This is a genomic window from Methylobacterium sp. AC832 (genome assembly GCF_979256025.1).
Genome location: NZ_CEEDMV010000005.1, coordinates 216,877 through 233,795 on the forward strand (window position 1 = coordinate 216,877; position 16,919 = coordinate 233,795).

General features: G+C 63.8%; 15 protein-coding genes and 1 tRNA gene. 8 read left to right on the forward strand and 8 right to left on the reverse strand.

The annotated features are described in order from the left end of the window. Positions 1–37 precede the first annotated feature (37 nt). Genes AC0IXR_RS18515 through AC0IXR_RS18525 form a run of 3 tightly spaced genes read left to right on the forward strand, consistent with a single transcriptional unit; the run spans position 38 to position 2,514 of the window. Entirely contained in the window at positions 38–1,207 is a 1,170-nt protein-coding gene (locus AC0IXR_RS18515; RefSeq protein WP_311274908.1) for a protein-glutamate methylesterase/protein-glutamine glutaminase, read from the forward strand. Further along, positions 1,204–2,079 carry a CheR family methyltransferase gene (locus AC0IXR_RS18520; RefSeq protein ID WP_471761733.1) on the forward strand — a complete coding sequence of 292 codons (876 nt, stop codon included), beginning with the start codon at positions 1,204–1,206 and terminating at the stop codon, positions 2,077–2,079. The genes AC0IXR_RS18515 and AC0IXR_RS18520 overlap by 4 nt, the downstream gene beginning before the upstream one ends. A 51-nt stretch (positions 2,080–2,130) precedes the next feature. Continuing rightward, a complete protein-coding gene (locus AC0IXR_RS18525; protein ID WP_471761734.1) occupies positions 2,131–2,514 on the forward strand; it encodes a hypothetical protein in 384 nt (127 codons plus the stop codon). Between the two features lie 146 nt (positions 2,515–2,660). Here the strand turns inward: AC0IXR_RS18525 and ctrA are convergent, their stop codons facing one another. Next, positions 2,661–3,362 carry a response regulator transcription factor CtrA gene (ctrA, locus tag AC0IXR_RS18530; protein ID WP_018042682.1) on the reverse strand — a complete coding sequence of 234 codons (702 nt, stop codon included), beginning with the start codon at positions 3,360–3,362 and terminating at the stop codon, positions 2,661–2,663. A 419-nt stretch (positions 3,363–3,781) separates the two neighbouring features. On the opposite strand from ctrA, the gene fliI reads away from it, so the two are divergent. The 3 genes from fliI to AC0IXR_RS18545 all read left to right on the forward strand — a co-directional run bounded on the left by fliI (position 3,782) and on the right by AC0IXR_RS18545 (position 6,824). Continuing rightward, a complete protein-coding gene (gene fliI / locus AC0IXR_RS18535) occupies positions 3,782–5,137 on the forward strand; it encodes a flagellar protein export ATPase FliI (protein WP_056424907.1) in 1,356 nt (451 codons plus the stop codon). An 83-nt stretch (positions 5,138–5,220) separates the two neighbouring features. Continuing rightward, a complete protein-coding gene (gene fliJ, locus AC0IXR_RS18540) occupies positions 5,221–5,628 on the forward strand; it encodes a flagellar export protein FliJ (RefSeq protein ID WP_027174293.1) in 408 nt (135 codons plus the stop codon). Positions 5,629–5,768: 140 nt separating this feature from the next. Beyond that, complete coding sequence (locus AC0IXR_RS18545) at positions 5,769–6,824, forward strand: lysylphosphatidylglycerol synthase domain-containing protein (protein WP_056424910.1); 1,056 nt, start codon at positions 5,769–5,771, stop codon at positions 6,822–6,824. A gap of 259 nt (positions 6,825–7,083) precedes the next feature. Here AC0IXR_RS18545 and flhA read toward each other — a convergent pair whose 3' ends face one another. From flhA to AC0IXR_RS18560, 3 genes are all read right to left on the reverse strand, one after another. Continuing rightward, positions 7,084–9,237, reverse strand: coding sequence for a flagellar biosynthesis protein FlhA (gene flhA / locus AC0IXR_RS18550; protein WP_056424913.1), 2,154 nt, complete (start codon positions 9,235–9,237; stop codon positions 7,084–7,086). Between the two features lie 358 nt (positions 9,238–9,595). Beyond that, on the reverse strand, positions 9,596–9,859 hold the full coding sequence (locus AC0IXR_RS18555) for a hypothetical protein (protein WP_419952259.1): 264 nt from the start codon (positions 9,857–9,859) through the stop codon (positions 9,596–9,598). Positions 9,860–10,216: 357 nt separating this feature from the next. Beyond that, positions 10,217–11,383 (reverse strand): calcium-binding protein, encoded by a 1,167-nt coding sequence (locus AC0IXR_RS18560; RefSeq protein ID WP_471761735.1) that lies wholly within the window; start codon positions 11,381–11,383, stop codon positions 10,217–10,219. Positions 11,384–12,072: 689 nt separating this feature from the next. On the opposite strand from AC0IXR_RS18560, the gene AC0IXR_RS18565 reads away from it, so the two are divergent. Together AC0IXR_RS18565 and AC0IXR_RS18570 are read left to right on the forward strand one after the other, a co-directional pair. Then, a tRNA-Ser gene (locus tag AC0IXR_RS18565) sits at positions 12,073–12,162 on the forward strand. Positions 12,163–12,431: 269 nt separating this feature from the next. Then, positions 12,432–13,106: a hypothetical protein gene (locus AC0IXR_RS18570; RefSeq protein WP_471761736.1), complete on the forward strand. Its 675-nt coding sequence runs from the start codon at positions 12,432–12,434 to the stop codon at positions 13,104–13,106. Between the two features lie 52 nt (positions 13,107–13,158). Here AC0IXR_RS18570 and AC0IXR_RS18575 read toward each other — a convergent pair whose 3' ends face one another. The 4 genes from AC0IXR_RS18575 to AC0IXR_RS18590 all read right to left on the reverse strand — a co-directional run bounded on the left by AC0IXR_RS18575 (position 13,159) and on the right by AC0IXR_RS18590 (position 16,918). After that, a complete protein-coding gene (locus AC0IXR_RS18575; RefSeq protein WP_471761737.1) occupies positions 13,159–13,524 on the reverse strand; it encodes a hypothetical protein in 366 nt (121 codons plus the stop codon). Positions 13,525–13,622: 98 nt separating this feature from the next. After that, positions 13,623–14,366 carry a hypothetical protein gene (locus AC0IXR_RS18580; protein WP_471761738.1) on the reverse strand — a complete coding sequence of 248 codons (744 nt, stop codon included), beginning with the start codon at positions 14,364–14,366 and terminating at the stop codon, positions 13,623–13,625. Further along, positions 14,363–14,569 (reverse strand): hypothetical protein, encoded by a 207-nt coding sequence (locus AC0IXR_RS18585; RefSeq protein ID WP_471761739.1) that lies wholly within the window; start codon positions 14,567–14,569, stop codon positions 14,363–14,365. Before AC0IXR_RS18585 ends, AC0IXR_RS18580 begins: the two co-directional genes overlap by 4 nt. 12 nt (positions 14,570–14,581) lie before the next feature. Beyond that, a complete protein-coding gene (locus AC0IXR_RS18590; protein ID WP_471761740.1) occupies positions 14,582–16,918 on the reverse strand; it encodes a hypothetical protein in 2,337 nt (778 codons plus the stop codon). Position 16,919 lies beyond the last annotated feature (1 nt).

Genomic DNA, 16,919 nt, shown 5'->3' on the forward strand with positions numbered 1-16,919 from the left:
GAGGTTTTCCCGTCGTCCCGACGAAGCGTAGAGTTCCATGGCCGCTGCCGCCTCCGCCCCCGCCTTCGCTCCGCATACCGGGGGCGCCGCGAGCAACGCCGCTCGCGTGCGGGTCATGATCGCCGATGATTCCGCCGTGGTTCGCGGCCTCGTGGCCCGGTGGATCGGCGAAGCCGGGTTCGAGGTGGTGGCGACGGCCTCGAACGGCCGGATCGCGCTGGAATCCATGTCGCGCACCGATCCCGACGTGGTGCTTCTCGACATCGACATGCCGGAGCTCGACGGGACGCAGGCCCTGCCTCTGATTCTCGCCAAGAGCCCTGGTGTCCAGGTCGTGATGATGTCGACGCTGACGACGCGCAACGCCGACATCTCCCTGCGATGCCTCGCCCTCGGCGCCGTCGATTACCTCGCCAAGCCGGAAAGCAATCGCGGCGTCACCACCTCCGATACGTTCCGCGCCGAATTGATCGAGCGGGTCCGCGTGTTCGGGGCGGCCCGCGCCCGGCGGCGGCCCCATGCCGCGCCAGCCCCTGTCGGAGCGGTCCAGAGCGCCCCGGCACCGGCCCAACGGCCGGCGACGCCCTTCGTCCTGCGCCCGAAAACCCGAACGGGAATCCCGCCGCGCTGCCTGCTCATCGGCTCGTCCACGGGCGGCCCGCGCGCCGTCGGCGAGGTGCTGGAAAAGATCGGTACCGCGACCCTGCGGCAGTTTCCGGTCCTGATCGTCCAGCACATGCCACCGGTCTTCACGGCGGTCTTCGCCGAGCATCTCGGTGCCAGGACCGGTATTCCGGCGGCGGAGGGCAAGCCCGACGAGCGTATCGTGCCGGGCCGAATCTACGTCGCCCCGGGCGGCCGCCATATGGGCCTGCAGGGCAGCCGGAACGACCTCTCCATCCGCCTCGACGATGGGCCGGTGGTGAATTTCTGCCGCCCGGCGGTGGACGTGCTGTTCCATGATGCCGCCGCGTTCTACGGATCGGCGGCCCTCGCGGTGATCCTCACCGGCATGGGATCCGACGGGACCAACGGCTCTCGCTCGCTGACGGAGGCGGGGGCGGCTGTGCTCGCCCAGGACGAGGCGACCAGCACCGTCTGGGGCATGCCGGGCAGCGTCGCCAAGGCCGGCCTCGCCCAGGCCGTGCTACCGCTCGGCGAGATCGGCCCGGCACTCCGCAACCTCCTGACGGGGCATGGCGCATGACCGATCTCGAATTCGACTTCCTGCGCAGCTACCTGAAGACGCGGTCGGGCCTCGCTCTCAGTGCCGAGAAGCGCTACCTCATCGAGAGCCGGCTCACGCCCGTCTGCCGGCGCTTCACCCTCGCGACCCTCCACGATCTGGTCAACGCGCTGAAGTCCCCGCGTGACCCGAGCCTGGAACGCGCGGTGGTCGAGGCGATGACCACCAACGAGACCTTCTTCTTCCGGGACCGCGTGCCCTTCGATCTGTTCCGGGACGTGCTGTTGCCGGAAGCCCTGGTTCGGCGCGCGAGCCAGCGCCGCCTGCGGATCTGGTGCGCGGCGGCGTCCACGGGCCAGGAGCCGTATTCCCTGGCCATGCTGATCCAGGACGCGGCACCGCGCCTGGCCGGCTGGCAGGTGGATATCGTCGCCACCGACCTCTCGACCGAGGTGCTGGATAAGGCCAAGGCCGGCCTCTACAGCCATTTCGAGGTGCAGCGCGGCCTGCCGGTACAATCCCTGCTCAAGCATTTCGAGCAGGTGGGCGATCAGTGGCGCATCTCCGCCAGCCTACGCCAGATGGTGGATTTCCGCCCACTGAACCTGCTGCACCCATTCGAATCGCTCGGGGCGTTCGACATCATCTATTGCCGCAACGTGCTGATTTATTTCGACGCGCCGACGAAGGGCGACGTTTTGGGACGTCTCAGTTCCAGCCTGACCTCAGACGGCGTCGTCCTTCTCGGCGCGGCCGAAACCGTGATCGGGCTCACCGACCGGCTCGTGCCGCACCCGCAGCATCGCGGGCTCTATGGCCAGGCGCCAAGCGCCGCACGGCCGGGCCTGGCCACGCAGCCTCAGCCGATGCTGCGCAAGGTCGTGGGGTTGTAGTTCCTCCCCGCTCAGGCGAGGCCGGCTCGTCTGCAGAACGGGTTTGACGACATGAAGCAGTTCGCCATCCTGGCTCTACTAGGGGCAATAATCCCGCTTCAGCCCGCAATGGCCGAAACAATCCCCCTGCGGGTCGCGAAGGCGGCGATCAAGGGAGACGCGCGCGCTTCGAACAGAGCGACCGCGCGTCTGCTCCTCGACCCTGAGAGCGCGAAACGTCTCGCGGCTCTGGCCGACCGACAAGCCGGCAAGCTCGCGACCCTCGCCATCGATGGGCGGGAGATCGAACGACAAAGGGTGTCGTCGGCTTTCGCGACCGGCGAATTGTCATTGACCGGCATTCCTCTCTCGAAGATCGGAAGTACGGTCGTCCTTCTGATGCAAGGAAGCGCTCACCTCACGATCCGGATCAATTCGGATAAGAACGAGCGCTGAGACGCCATGAACGACGGCGATCTTGGGACAGGGCTTACCGGTGCGCGAAACGCTACTCGGGCCCGCCCTTTCGATTGGCCCTTCGCCGCAACAAAAAAGCCCCGCTCACGCGAGGCCTTTTTTTCCGAGTTCCGAAGCGAGGAGGATCAGACGGCGATCCGCTCTTCGCCTTCGTTCGGTTCACGAAGGACGTAGCCGCGTCCCCAGACGGTCTCGATGTAGTTCTTGCCGGAGGAGGCGTTGGCGAGCTTCTTGCGCAGCTTGCAGATGAAGACGTCGATGATCTTGAGCTCGGGCTCGTCCATGCCGCCGTAGAGATGGTTGAGGAACATCTCTTTCGTGAGGGTCGTGCCCTTCCGCAGCGAGAGGAGCTCCAGCATCTGGTACTCCTTGCCGGTGAGATGGACCCGGCTGCCGGTGACCTCGACGGTCTTCTGATCGAGATTCACGATCAGGTCGCCGGTGGTGATGACCGACTGGGCATGGCCCTTCGAGCGGCGGACGATCGCATGGATGCGGGCAACAAGCTCGTCCTTGTGGAAGGGCTTGGTGAGGTAATCGTCGGCTCCGAAGCCGAGGCCCTTCACCTTGTCCTCGATGCCGGCCATGCCGGAGAGGATCAGGATCGGCGTCTTGACCTTCGCCACACGCAGATTGCGCAGCACCTCGTAACCCGACATGTCGGGGAGGTTCAGGTCGAGAAGGATGATGTCGTAGTCGTAGAGCTTGCCGAGGTCGATACCTTCCTCGCCGAGATCCGTCGTGTAGGTGTTGAAGCTCTCCGACTTGAGCATCAGTTCGATGCTCTGCGCGGTCGCGCTGTCGTCTTCGATCAGAAGTACCCGCATCGTCGGTCCCCAGCCCAGCCGGCCGTATTCAGCGTTCGGGCAAGCCCCCGCCATTCGTCCACCACCGGCCCGTGGCGGACGCTCCCTCGTCATAGACGTGAAACGCTAATGGTTAATCGTTAACAAAACCTGATTCTCGGTGGCAAGCACAGAATTGAACGTTTCCGAAAATGATGCTGCGACCGATCGGCGATCCGGCCCCGAGAGGTGAGGGGCCGGCGGAAGCATTACACGAAAACATTCAGCTAAGCACTTGATAGATTTGCCTTCGTCGACAGCTGTATCTCAACTGACACGCCCAAGCGATGCATCGTATCCCGAACGAACGAAAGTCCGTTCATGAATGACGACGGACCGCTTCAAGCCCGATGTACGCAGTGTTAAGGAGGGAGGTAAATGAATCGTTGAGAGACGCGCAGATGACGGACCGGCCCCGCGTTTCTCCCACGCTGAATCTCGCTGCGGCCCAGGCCGCACTCGCCGGCATCCAGACCCTGGAGACCTTCGGTCGCGTCGTGGCGATCAAGGGCCTGCTGGTCGAGGTCGCCGGGCCGGTCGCTGCCATGCGGCTCGGCGGGCGCCTGGACATCATGGTGGAGCATGGCGGCGGCGCCGTCCCTTGCGAGATCATCGGGTTCCAGGGCGACCGGGCGCTGGCCATGCCGTTCGGCTCGCTCGAAGGCGTTCGGCGCGGCTGTCCGGCCATGGTGCGCGACGAGGCCGCCGGCGCGATCCGCCCCTCCGCCGGTTGGCTCGGGCGGACCATCGACGCCCTCGGCCGACCGGTGGACGGGCTCGGCCCGCTGCCACCCGGCCCGGCCATCTACCCCCTGCGCGCCGATCCGCCGCCGGCCCATGCAAGGCGGAGAGTCGGCCCGCCGCTGGATCTCGGCATCCGCTGCATCAACACCTTCATCACCATGTGCGCCGGCCAGCGCATGGGCATCTTCGCCGGCTCCGGGGTCGGCAAGTCCGTCCTCCTCTCCATGCTCGCCCGCTACACGGCGGCGGACGTGGCGGTGATCGGCCTCGTGGGCGAGCGCGGGCGCGAGGTGCAGGAATTCCTCCAGGACGATCTCGGCCCCGCCGGCCTCGCCCGTTCGGTGGTGGTGGTGGCGACGTCGGACGAGCCGGCCCTCATGCGGCGCAACGCAGCCTACGTCACCCTGGCCATGGCCGAGTACTTTCGCGATCAGGGCGCGCAGGTTCTCTGCATGATCGATTCGATCACCCGATTCGCCATGGCCCAGCGCGATATCGGCCTCGCGGCGGGCGAGCCGCCCACCGCCAAGGGCTACACGCCGACGGTGTTCAGCGAATTGCCACGCCTGCTGGAGCGGGCCGGCCCAGGCACGGGGCAGGGCGCGATCTCGGGCCTCTTCACCGTGCTGGTGGAGGGCGACGACCATAACGAGCCCGTTGCCGATGCGGTGCGCGGCATCCTCGACGGGCATATCGTGATGGAGCGCGGCATCGCTGAGCGGGGACGCTATCCGGCCATCAACGTCCTGCGCTCCGTCTCGCGGACCATGCCGCGCTCCTGCGACCCCGTCCATCTGCCGACCGTGAGGCGCGCCCGGCGCATCCTTTCCACCTATGCCGACATGGAGGAACTCATCAGACTCGGCGCCTACAGGGCCGGCGCGTCGGCGGAAGTGGACGAAGCCGTCGGGTTGATGCCAAGTATCGAGGCTTTTCTGGGTCAGAGTAAGGAAGAAGCAACCTCGATAGGCGAGGGTTACCAACGGTTGGCAGCGATCGTCGGCGGCGCCTGAGTGACGTCCGGAACGTCTTCTCTCTCGTCTCCGGCGCCGACGGCGCCGGCCTTTCGTGCGTGGCGTGGAATGGGACCCTCAATATGAAATCGCGTGACACGTTGATCCGGCTGCGCCGCTTCCAGGTCGACGAGAAGCGTCGGCGGGTGACGCAAATCGAGATGATGATGGCCGATTTCAACCGGATGGCGTCCGAGCTCGACCGCGAGGTCGCCTACGAGGAAGGCCGCGCGGGCATCACCGATACCGGCCATTTCGCCTATCCGACCTATGCCCGCGCCGCCGCGACCCGCCGGGACAACATGCGCCAATCCGCGCTCGCCCTGGAAGGCCAGCTCACGGACGCCAAGGCCGAGCTCGGCGAGGCGTTCGAGGAGCTCAAGAAGATCGAGATCCTCGAGGATCGCGAGCGCACGGCGGAACGCGTCGCCGAGGCGGCCCGCGATCAGGCCGCCATGGACGGTATCGGTCTCTCCCGCATCCGCGCCTGAACGAGCGGCGCGGCGGGCGGCACGAAGTCGTCATGTTCACATGACATCTGTCCGGGTAATGCCTGGGCCGGCCGTCTCGCTTGCGATGCTCCTCGCGGTCGTGCAGGTAGGCTGGGCTGTGGGGGCATGACCGGTTCGTGATGAAGACAATCAAGGATTTCGCCTGGCCGCTCATCGGCATCCTGGCGATCGCCATCTCCGGTTACTTTCTCTACCAGGAGCTGAAGACGACCTCGATGGCGGCGGTATGGGCGGCCATCGTCGCCATCCCGCCGCATCGCATGGTGCTGGCCGGGCTCTCCACCCTCGTCGCCTATGCGGCCCTGGCCTGGTACGACCGGATCGCGCTGCTGCATCTGGGGGTGCGCGGCATCTCCTGGTTCTTCGTGGCGGTGTGCTCGTTCACCACCTACGCGCTGTCGCATAATATCGGTGCCTCGGTCTTCTCCGGCGCCCTGGTCCGCTACCGGGCCTATACGGCCAAGGGCCTTTCGGCCGCCCAGGTGGCGGTGCTGGTGGCTCTCTGCTCCTTCACCTTCTTCTTGGGAACGGTCCTCCTCGGCGGTGTCGTCCTCGTGGTCGAGCCGCAGCTGCTCTCGCGGCTCAAGGGCATCCTGCCGGGCTTCCTCACCGACCCGAAGACCGCGCTCATCGTTGGCATCGGGCTGCTGGCTTTCGTCGCGCTCTACGTCGCCGGGTCGATCCTGCGCCTTCCGCCGCTCCACATCCGCAAGTTCAAGCTCGAATATCCGCGCCCGGCGATCATGGGACGCCAGCTCCTGGCGGCCCCCCTCGAACTGCTCGGCGCCGCCGGCATCCTGTATTTCGCCTTGCCCGAAGCGGTGAATCCCGGCCCGATCGCGGTCATCGCGATCTTCCTCGCCTCGTTCTCCGTCGCCTTGGTCTCGAACGCCCCGGGCGGGCTCGGCGTCTTCGAACTCGTCTTCATCACGGCGATGCAGATCACCGATCCCGGCCAGAAGGACGCGATCATCGCGGCCGTCATCGTGTTCCGGGTGTTCTATTTCTGGATCCCGGCGCTCATCTCGGTGGTGGTCGTCCTGCTCTACGAGCGCTCACGCCTGGCCGATCTCGCGAAAGCGCCGCCGGCCTCCGCCGTGCCCGCGCCCCCCGTCGTCGCTCCGGGCATCGATCCGAACAGGATCGAGAAGCGGCTGGAGAAGAAGCCGCTCTGAGAATCCGATCGTTCGGATGTCCCATTGGGTACCTGTGCCAAGGTCCATCATCCAATCAGCTCACCTCATCCTGAGGTGACGAAGCGCAGCGAAGGCCTCGAAGGAGACCTCCAGTGGTCGCGAGATCTCTGAACGTCTCCTTCGAGGCCGCTACGCGGCACCTCAGGATGAGGCAGAGCTTTGGAAAAACGGCTCAAGCAGCCTTTAGAGCCCCGCGATACGGTCAGGCGGACCCTCACCGTGATTCCGGATCCCGGCCTCAGACCGAACCGACCGTCCGCAGTCGGGCGCGCGGGTGGATCTCCGCCTGGCTCATGACGGCCGTCTCGCGGCGGAAGCGTTCGATGATCGAGCGCACGAAAGGCCGGGCCTGGGCCGAGGTGACGAGGACCGGCATCTCGCCCATTCGCGCGGCCTGTTCGAAGCGGTCGCGCACTGTGTTGACGAATTCCGATAGTTTCGAGGGCTGCATCGCGAGGTAGCGCTCGTCGCGCTCCCCGGCGATGGATTCGAGGAACGCCTGCTCCCAGAGCGGCGAGAGGGTGATGATCGGCAGCATGCCGTCATGCCCCTGGTACTGCGCGCAGATCTGGCGGCCGAGACGGGCGCGGACATGCTCGACGATGTCGCGCGGATTCTTCACATGGCCCGCCACCTCGGCGATGCCTTCCACGATGGAGCCGAGATCGCGGATCGAGACCCGCTCGGCGAGGAGGTATTGCAGCACGCGCTGGATACCCGTGGTGCCGATCTGCGAGGGCACCACCTCCTTGACGAGGTCGGCATGGTCCTTCGAGAGCTCCTTCAGCAGCTTCTGCACCTCCACATGGTTGAGAAGCTCGGAGACATGCGCCTTGATGATCTCGGTGAGATGGGTCGAGACTACGGTGGCCGCATCCACCACGGTGTAGCCCTTGAGCTGCGCCTGATCGCGCAGGGAGGCGTCGATCCAGGTGGCGGGCAGGCCGAAAGTCGGCTCCAGCATGTGTTGTCCGGGCAGCTGCACCTGTCCGCCCATCGGGTCCATGGCCATGAACTGACCGGGGAAGATCTGACCCGTGCCGGCCTCGATCTCCTTCACCCGGACCACATAGGCGTTGGAATCGAGCTGGACGTTGTCGAGGATACGGACCGAGGGCATGACGAAGCCGAGTTCCGCCGCGAGCTGGCGGCGCAGGGCCTTGATCTGGTCCGTCAGGCGGTCCTGGCCCTCCTGCCCGTTGACGAGGGCGAGGAGCGCGTAGCCCATTTCCAGTTTCAGATCGTCGAGCTTGAGGAGATCGGTCACCGTCTCCTCCTTGGCGGCCTGGGCGGCGGCCACGGCGGTGGCGTCCATCGGCGCACCGTCGGAATCGAGGGGCGGGGCCTCGCGGGCGACCTTGGCGAAGTGCCATGCGGCGTAGCCCGAAGCGCCGGCGAGGGCGAGGAAGGGCAGCATCGGCATGCCCGGCAGCAGCGAGAGCAGAACCATCACGCCCGACGACATGCCGAGCGCCTTCGGGTAGTTGGCGAGCTGCTTGCCGAGCGCCTTGTCGGCCGAGCCCTTCACGCCCGCCTTCGAGACGAGGATACCGGCCGCCGTCGAGACGATGAGGGCCGGAACCTGGCTGGCGAGGCCGTCACCGATGGTGAGCAGCGTGTAGGTCTTCGCGGCGGCACCGAAGGGCATGCCCTGCTGGGCCACGCCGATGATGATGCCGCCGATGACGTTGATGAAGGTGATGAGCAGCGCGGCGATGGCGTCTCCGCGCACGAATTTCGAGGCACCGTCCATGGCACCGAAGAAGGAGGATTCTTCCTCCAGCGCGGCGCGCCGGGCCTTCGCCACCTTCTCGTCGATGAGACCGGCCGAGAGATCGGCATCGATCGCCATCTGCTTGCCGGGCATCGCGTCGAGGGTGAAGCGGGCCGCGACTTCCGCGATACGGCCCGAACCCTTGGTGATGACGACGAAGTTCACGATGATGAGAATCGCGAACACGATGATGCCGATGACGAAGTTGCCGCCCATCACGAAGTTGCCGAAGGCTTCGATGACGTGGCCTGCAGCCGCCGTTCCCTCGTGGCCATGGCCGAGGATGAGGCGCGTCGAGGCGAGGTTCAGGGCCAGCCGCAACAGGGTCGCGACGAGGAGCAGGGTCGGGAAGACGGTGAATTCGAGCGGGTTGTCGATGAACAGGCCCGTCATCATGATGATGACCGAGATGATGATCGAGACGGCCAGCAGCAGGTCGAGCAGGAAGGCCGGCAGCGGGAAGATGAGCACCGTGAGGATGCCCATCACCGCCGTGGCGAAGAACAGGTCGGTGCGCTTCGACAGAGCGGTGAGGTTGGCGCGGTTGGGCATCGCGAAACTCGCGAACTGCCCCAGACCCGGCCCCTGAGCCGGCGCGGCGGCGCCCGTCTCGCTCATACTCGACACCCTTCACGTCCCACGTGGACCCGGCAAGAATTGCCGGGCTCAGGGTTAGCGAAGAGTTAATTTTTGAGGACTGCCACCACCAAATCCGGCTCGTTGGCGACCGAACCGGCTTGAGGGGAGGGGCGCTAGGAGGGGAGGGAGGCTCGCTTCCAGAAGAGAGCGCTCTCGGCCGCCTCTAATACGGCGCCGAAAGCATCGATTGCCGGGCGCGGAGTGATCCGCCGAGAGATGCGCCCGACCACGTCGGGCCGGGGCACATCTCCAGGCCTTCCTGGTGCCGCGCTCTTTTTCGCCGAACCGGAATCCGCTTCGGCGCAGAGCGCTCCGGCCGGAACGAGGCAGGGGCAGATCAGCGATCGCGGGTCTTGGTGGTCCGGCTATCCTGCGTCTTGTTGCCATCGGCTGCCGGAGAGCCACCGGGGACTCCGGTATTTCCCGATCCGCCGCCGCGCTCGCCGCCCGTCATCTCCTTGCCGGTCTCGACCTTCTGACCTTCGGCCCCCGTAGGAGCCCCGCTGGCGCCCGGCGATCCTGTGCCCTGTTGAGCCATTGCGGTCCCGACCGGGACCATGCCGAGTAGAGCGACGAGTGCGAGCAAGCGAATGTTCGACATAGGCATTCTCCGTTACTGACGGTGGTCAATAATTACTCATCCTCCATGTTCCAAATCTAATGAACACTAAGCACAATTTAAGGATTTGCGCGGAAATACATACACCTATGTTTATCATGGTGCCAAAGTGTCATTCGTGACTTGCGAGAAACGACGGGGCTTCCGTGATGCTTTTACCGCGCAGATCGAAGCCTCCGGGGTCCCGGCCCATGGACCCGTCCAAAGCCATCCCCGATTCTTCTCATGCTCGGCGCATTCGGGCGACGCCGGAAACCCGCCACGACGTGAGCCGGGCGGGTCGACGGCTCGGGACGGAGCCGTCCGGTGGGGCGGAGATCTCGCGGCCAGTCTCGCCGGTCACGCGCCGAAGAGGAACAGGTCGTCCTGGGCCATTTTGAGGTCGGCGACGTGGACGTCGTGCAGGATGATCTTGTTGCTGCTCTCGACGCCGCGGAACGTCACCAGCGTATCCTGCCCGCCATTCATCGAACGGAACATGAGATCGCCGGACTCGACACCCGCGATGGCCACAGCGATGCGATCGTTCTCGACATCGAGGCCATAGAGGATGTCGCGGCCAAAACCGGCGCTGAAGACGAACAGGTCCTCTCCCGAATTGGCAAACAGCTTGTCGGCATCCGCGCCGCCCCCGATCGTCGCTCCACCCGCACCGGCCTTGATGCGATCGTTGCCGGAATCGCCGTGCAGTGCGCTCGGTGCCACGGAGCTTCCGACAAGTACGTCATTGCCTTCGCCGCCGGTTGCGTGGCCGCCCCGCATGCCGAGGGTGATGACATCGTTCCCACCCTCTCCGGCGAAGCTGGGCAATCCGGTCGTCCCTTTGAGAACATCGTCGCCGTCGCCGCCCCTGATAGAGACGTATCCACCACCTGCGATGATCGTGTCGGCATCCTGAGTGCCGACGATCGTGCCGGGAAGTCCGATCTTGCTGGTCTGAATGATGGTCACGCCCGCCGTGACGGCGGAGAGGTCCAATTCGGAGCCCGCACCGAGATGAATGGTCTCGACATTCTGCAGCGTATCGTCGGTGAAGACGAAACTGTCTCCTCCCTGCAGGAACAGTTTGTCCATGCCGGCATCGCCGTGAACGCTCGCGCCTGCCTCCCTTACGACGAGGCGGTCGTCGCCGTCACCGCCCCAGAACGTGTCGGCCCCGCCCATGCCGCGTATCGTGTCGTCGCCCGCACCACCGCGAAGAATGTCGTCTCCCACGCCGCCCTGAATGATGTCATCGAAATCATGCCCATTCAGCGTCACGTTCCCCGTAGTATCGGAGAAATTTATGTTGAAACTGACTTTATATTGCTCCAGGATATAATCTTCCGAAAGATTGTTGATGCCGTTATAGAGCTGGGCAATCACATTCCCATATGGATCGTTGTTGATCTGCCCGCGAAATTTGTACTTTGCGCCGTCATCGTCATAGATCGCGTTCGATATCGATATCGCAAGGCTCGCGTTAGGATCGAATTCAACGCCGTACGTATACTTGACCGAAGGCATGTCCCGCTCCTTGCTGCATCGCAACGTTCAGGTCGATGCACGACGAAAACTCGCCAGGATCTCGTCGCAATCTACCATTTATAGAAACCAGATGCGAAGTGATGCGGCAATTGCATAAAAAGTACTAGAAACCGGGGAGCCGCTATCCAACTAGTCTATCTGGGAAGGCGTCTTACAAGCCGACGCGCCCGTCCATGGAATGCTCGGCAAACCACGCCCCTCGAGCCTTCGCTGGACGGGCAAACCGGAACGGACCTTCAACGGAAGGGACATCAGCAAACGGCAGGACACGGTCTGTTCATCCCGGCCTGCCGAAGCGCGCGCCGACGACCAAACGAACCACTCGGTCTTATCCCCGCGCTCGACGACGGGACCGGCAATGACGGGCCACGCTCGAGCGACCGCGATGCGCCATGCGCCATGCGCCTGATCGCGCAGAACCCGCCGCATGGCGGTCTAAGACCCCCTCGCGTGGCGGTCCAAGCCCCCCTCGCATGGCGCAACGCATGCCGCGTCCCGATGCGCCCGCCCGGTGCCATTGAGACACAGGTACACCGGAGCAATCGCGAAATCGGACGTTTCCTCACCCGATCGGTGCTCTGGTCCCTTGCACGCCGAGAACGCGGCTTGTACAGCACGCCACTCGCGCATCGCCGCCGCCTCTTTGGATGGCATCGACGTGTGAGACTGGAGGGGTGGCCGAGTGGTTGAAGGCGCACGCCTGGAAAGTGTGTATACCGGAAACGGTATCGCGGGTTCGAATCCCGCTCCCTCCGCCATTTATTTGGCCAACCGTCTGATTTAATTAATTTTTTCGGAGCTTTGGCTTTTATGCCCTAGCTTCTGCCCCTGTTTGATGCGCTTCATAGGCGATGCGACAACGTACGCCGAAGCGCGCACGAGAGCTGACATGCCGTCAAAAATTTTTTTAGAAACGTATCCTCTATACAGGCCCTTCGAAATTGAAGTTCCTAAACATTTAGATCGCATACCAAAGCCTACGCTTAATTTTAGCTGTCCAGTATGCGTATCTACACAAACATATGTCATGATGAACAACTATGCTGACGGCCGTAACTATACCAACTATCCCTCGGCCGGCCTCATAATTCAGTCAAACTATGTGTGCATATCATGCAAGAGCTTTGAAAGAAGTTTTTTTACTCGCATTTCGGATGACCTTTTAAGCATTACAAAGGTCGGACAGTTTCCAGCCTGGACTATAGTTGCGAACAAAGACATAGAAAGACTTCTCGGCAACCATCGCGAATATCTTCGACGGGGCCAAATTTTGGAGTCACAAGGTTATGGCATCGGCGCTTTTGCTTACTACAGGAGGATCGTCGAAGAGATAATAGACGGCCTCCTAGAGAAAATACCAGATCTTCTCTCAGATGCGGAAAAGGCCGTTTACGCAGACGCCTTAGCGAAAACTCGAGAAACACGTGTTGCCGCTGAGAAAATCGATCTTGTGAAAGATCTTTTGCCAGCGATACTAAGACCTAACAACGTGAACCCTCTAAGGGCGTTGCATGAAGCTCTTAGCGAGGGTCTTCATTCGCAGTCTGACGAAGAATGTTTAGATCTTTCGGCGGTAGTTAGAGAGGCTTTGGTTTTTCTAGCATCTCAAATAACCACATCTCTTGCTGCAACCTCCTCGTTTACTAAGGGAATGCAATCGCTATTAGACAAAAAAGCGGGCCGCAACGCTACTAAACCGTGATTTTGCGTCGTGCTTACATAGGACCGGTCATGGGATGCTCAATACGGAGCTTTCATGCCCATTCCTTTTTGAACCGCTTCACCACGCGGGAGGTGAGGAGCCCAAGCCCGATGGTGATGCAGGATTCGCCCGTCAGCACCCATTCGGCGGGCCGGATGCCCCAATCGTCAGTATCGGGCACCAGCGTGAGCGAGACTGGCCCTACGTCACTCAGATCGCCGTCACGGGCCACACGGTGGCGCACGTAGCCCATGAGGGCAAGCGAGAGGTCCGCGCCCTTACCGGTGATCGACAGGCCCAGGCGGCTCATCTCCCCGATGATGGCGAAGTGGATGGCCTGCCAGATCGTGTAGGACCGGTCTCTGCCGCTGCCGATCTTCTGCACGCGGATGGCCTTGCGGTGGATCCAACGCTGCACCGTCGGTGCATCCACTCCCGAGACATGGGCAAGCGTCGAGAGGCCAAAGCGGTCTTTCGCGACTGGGTGGTGACGTGACCAATCCAAAGGGCCGCCCCTTAATGCCGGCTCGATCCCAGCGCCAGCGCTACGCCGCCAGTGCCAGCAATGCGGAATGGATCGCGGGCCGAGCCGGCGCGCTGCTGTGGCGGCTGCATGGGCGTGCCGATCTTATCGGGCCAGCGCTCAACGATGCGAGTGGTGACCCCGTGCCGGTTGATCCTGGTGTGCTGCGCAAAGGCGCCGACGCTGCGGATCCTTCCCATGGCACCGCCGTCAACGATAAGATCACGCTGGCCGCGGATGATGGCCAGGCAATCGGCGTCCTGCAGCCGATCCGGATCGCAAATCGCGATGTCCTGACGGGCCATGGTCAATCCGAACTCCGGCGGATTTGGCAGGAGGTAGCGCCACACCTCCGCGCGCTGCCACGCCTTCAGCCCCATCTCTGGGATCGCCCTTGAGGCGAAGGCATGGGCCATGATGCGGCCGGCGCGATCCGACCAGCCCGCCATGGCGAAGAGGTTCGGTTGGTCGAATCCCTCTTCAATGCCCGCCGTCTGGCTCAGGATTTCCGCGGCACCGTCCGCCAGCTCGTCATAGCTGCCGAATTTGGTCGAGAGGGTCGCGGCCGCCACGAACTGCACGTGAGACCGGCCGGCAATGGCGACCACGGCAGGCAATTCGCCGATCGTGAACACCTTCGAGCCTTTGCCTGCCAGCTTCCCGGTATCGTCCAGGTACGCGCCGTCCGTCCAGAAATCCGCGTAGGCCGGTTCGCAGAAGACGTTGAGCGCGGTCATGGGCGCTTCCTGAATAGCGTGGGTTTCAGAGGGGCGCCGGTCGTGATCGCGAAAGAAATGATCGACGCGTAGGTGACGCCCGTTCCGATCGCTATCGAACCGGTCACGCCAGCCGAGATGAGTAGGGGGGTGAGGATTGGGTCCGCGTTCGCCGTGGTGGCGAACGTCACCAGCGCGAGGGCGGCTAGAATGATGCGTTTCATGGTGCTCTCCCCTCAACCGTACCGGTTCTGACTGTGCTGCAGGCGGTCCAACAGACTGCGGTCACGGGCTTTGTTGTTGCGCTCGATGGCGGCCGCGATCTGCTCCGGTGATGCACCGGTCTGAGCGACTTGGACGGTGACGGTATCCCCGTGGATGATGTTGCTGGTCGGCACGGCCGGCTGCCGGCTCGCTGCTGAATGAGCCAATCCGGCCATGGTGCTTTGCATCCGCTTGTCCTGCGCCTGCGTCAGCACTCGTTCGCCTTGCTCGAGGATCGTCGGGAATTCCTTCGACGTGAGCCCGGTGTGAAAGCGCGGCGCACCCGTGAAGATGTGAGGCGGGACGTTCACGCGGGCGTTGCCAGGATCGCCGACGATGCCGCCCGTATGCATCTTGGGGAATGGGCCGATGGCGCCGGCGGCTTGGCCTGCGAAGTTCGAGCCGATACCGCCACCGCCACCCAGGAAGCTGCTCAGAAGAGTGCTTAGGATGCCGCCACCGCCCGTGCTCCCGGACTTCCCGAACAGGGCGTCGGCGAGGCCATTCAAGGCATTGTCGGCCATGCGATCCGCCAAGCGGCTGACGGCATTCGATAGGAGGTCGATGGCCGTGGCGCCGTTCCTCGCATCCGAATAGATGCCCTTCAGCACGTCACCGCCGATGGAGCGCAACGCTTCCTGACGCTCGCGGGCGTCCTCGATTGCCTCGCGGTAATCGACCATCGCTTTCGAGGCTTCGCGGATCCGCTGCGTCTGTGCGTCCGTAAGGGTGATGCCCGCCTGCTTCGCCACCTCCTCGACGCGCATCATGTTGATGCTGATCTGGCGTTCGACGTTGTTCTTTCCGATCGCGTCGGCCTCGCCCTTCAGCGCCGCCGTCTGCCGTTCGATCTGATTGACCGCCGTTTGCACCTGGTCGAGGGTCTCGGCCGGCTTGGCGGGCGCGGCGGCCTTGGCGCCACCACCACCACCGCCGCGATCCGTCTTGGGCGGGTCGAGGAACAGGCTGATATCCCGGCGCGGCGGCGCGGGCGGGTTGATGATCTGGTTCTGCTTCACCGCTGGCAGGTCGGGCCCGATCGGCTTATCGTAGATCGTCCGCGAGCCGGTCGCCTGGTCGTTGAGGCCCTCCGCAAAGATCTTGGCGGTGCCGGTGAGGATGAAGCCGACCTTGGCGAGGTAGTCGCCTAGCGGGCCCTGCATCTCCTGCAGCTTGGTGTACATAGCGCCGATGTTGGTGGTGCCCTTGGCAATCGCCTCCGCGATCATCAGCCATGTATCGAGCACCGCACCGCCGGATCCTTCCAACGCCACCGACACGCGGAAGAAGTCGTCAATCGTCTTGTAGGCGGCGTCCAGCCGGTCGCGGAACTCCTGCGCCTGCTCAACCTGCTGCTGGCTCACAAGGTCCGTGCGGGGCTTGTCGAGGCTCGCGGCGATGGCTTCAATCTGTAGCCGGCCGGAACGGATGCGCTCGGCCACATCGGACCCGAAGATCTTTTCAGCGAGGTCGATCGCCGCCAGGCGCTCGCCCAGGTCCGTCAATTCCTGCATCGCCGTCACGGCGGCGCGGATGCGGTCCTCGTTGTTGCCCGCGGCGCGGTACTGGTCGAGGCCCTTCGACTGGTAGTCGCCCAGGAAGCCGGACTGAAACAGGTCGTTAAGCTGCTTCTTGACCGGGTCGTCCTGCTGGAATTTGGGAGTGACCGCCGCCCCGGCCTTCTTAAGGGCGGTCTCGATCTCCTCGACGCTGACCTTCGCTTCCTTGGCCGCATCGCTGAAACGCTGGAAGAACTCGACGCCCACACCGGCCCGCTCGGCATTCACCCCGAGCTTGATGAACCGTTCGATCTGCGCGTTGGCCTGGTCGATCGCGGCTGAGACCGTGGCGTAGCCGATGGCGATGCCGGCGATTCCCGCCAGGACCGCTTTCGCAGACGTGGTGCTGGCGAGTTCCTTCGCGAAGGCACCGGCCGAGGCTCCGGCCACGGGAAGGGTGATCTTGGCGAGCTCGCGCGAAGCGGCAAGGGCTGCCGGTGTGACCGCGCTCACGATGCCCTTGGCGCCGGCCGTCGCCTGCTTTGTCATCGTCGCCGCCATGTTGGCGGATGCCTTGGCGAAGTTCGCCTCGTAGCTCTTGGCCGCCGCGGCGAGGTTGTCGTTGATGCTGGCGGCGCCTCGCTTGCTGAACTCGCCCATGGCCTGCTCAGCCTTCTTGCTCGCCCCCGACATCTCGAGCGCGAACGAGGCGGCCTTCTGCTTGGCGGTATCTTGCACCAGCTGCATCGAGCGCTGGAAGTTGGACACATCCGATTTGATATCGAATTGCAAAGGGATGGCGTTGGCCATG

What these genes read in the sequence shown, in the direction of transcription:
- AC0IXR_RS18585 (WP_471761739.1), bottom strand. Translation starts at nt 14,569, where the DNA reads ATGAAACGCATCATTCTAGCCGCCCTCGCGCTGGTGACGTTCGCCACC.
- AC0IXR_RS18560 (WP_471761735.1), bottom strand. Translation starts at nt 11,383, where the DNA reads ATGCCTTCGGTCAAGTATACGTACGGCGTTGAATTCGATCCTAACGCG.
- AC0IXR_RS18580 (WP_471761738.1), bottom strand. Translation starts at nt 14,366, where the DNA reads ATGACCGCGCTCAACGTCTTCTGCGAACCGGCCTACGCGGATTTCTGG.
- fliI (WP_056424907.1), top strand. Translation starts at nt 3,782, where the DNA reads ATGACGGACCGGCCCCGCGTTTCTCCCACGCTGAATCTCGCTGCGGCC.
- AC0IXR_RS18555 (WP_419952259.1), bottom strand. Translation starts at nt 9,859, where the DNA reads ATGTCGAACATTCGCTTGCTCGCACTCGTCGCTCTACTCGGCATGGTC.
- ctrA (WP_018042682.1), bottom strand. Translation starts at nt 3,362, where the DNA reads ATGCGGGTACTTCTGATCGAAGACGACAGCGCGACCGCGCAGAGCATC.
- fliJ (WP_027174293.1), top strand. Translation starts at nt 5,221, where the DNA reads ATGAAATCGCGTGACACGTTGATCCGGCTGCGCCGCTTCCAGGTCGAC.
- AC0IXR_RS18590 (WP_471761740.1), bottom strand. Translation starts at nt 16,918, where the DNA reads ATGGCCAACGCCATCCCTTTGCAATTCGATATCAAATCGGATGTGTCC.
- AC0IXR_RS18515 (WP_311274908.1), top strand. Translation starts at nt 38, where the DNA reads ATGGCCGCTGCCGCCTCCGCCCCCGCCTTCGCTCCGCATACCGGGGGC.
- AC0IXR_RS18545 (WP_056424910.1), top strand. Translation starts at nt 5,769, where the DNA reads ATGAAGACAATCAAGGATTTCGCCTGGCCGCTCATCGGCATCCTGGCG.
- flhA (WP_056424913.1), bottom strand. Translation starts at nt 9,237, where the DNA reads ATGAGCGAGACGGGCGCCGCCGCGCCGGCTCAGGGGCCGGGTCTGGGG.
- AC0IXR_RS18570 (WP_471761736.1), top strand. Translation starts at nt 12,432, where the DNA reads ATGATGAACAACTATGCTGACGGCCGTAACTATACCAACTATCCCTCG.
- AC0IXR_RS18520 (WP_471761733.1), top strand. Translation starts at nt 1,204, where the DNA reads ATGACCGATCTCGAATTCGACTTCCTGCGCAGCTACCTGAAGACGCGG.
- AC0IXR_RS18525 (WP_471761734.1), top strand. Translation starts at nt 2,131, where the DNA reads ATGAAGCAGTTCGCCATCCTGGCTCTACTAGGGGCAATAATCCCGCTT.